Consider the following 350-nt stretch of genomic DNA (forward strand, 5'->3'; position numbering starts at 1 on the left):
ACCTGGTCCATCTGCGTGATCGCCTGGTTGATCTGCTCGATGCCCGAGGTCTGCTCCTGGCTCGCCGCGGTGATCTCGCCCATGATGTCGGTCACCCGCTTCACGCTGTCGACGATCTCTTCCATCGTCTTGCCCGCTTCGGCCACCTGCTTGCTGCCTTCCTCGACCTTCTCCACCGAGTCGCCGATCAGCGTCTTGATTTCCTTGGCTGCCGCTGCGGAGCGTTGCGCGAGGTTGCGGACTTCGGAGGCCACAACAGCAAATCCACGGCCTTGCTCGCCGGCGCGTGCTGCTTCGACWGCGGCATTCAGCGCCAGGATGTTGGTCTGGAAGGCAATGCCATCGATCAC

1 protein-coding gene is annotated in these 350 nt (G+C 62.8%); it reads right to left on the reverse strand.

Annotation, left to right across the window (positions count from 1 at the left end):
* A partial coding sequence (locus tag AC1D3B_RS36275; protein ID WP_478195485.1) for a methyl-accepting chemotaxis protein occupies nt 1-350 on the reverse strand: 350 nt, incomplete at both ends.

Source organism: Variovorax sp. P5_A3 (genome assembly GCF_056400665.1).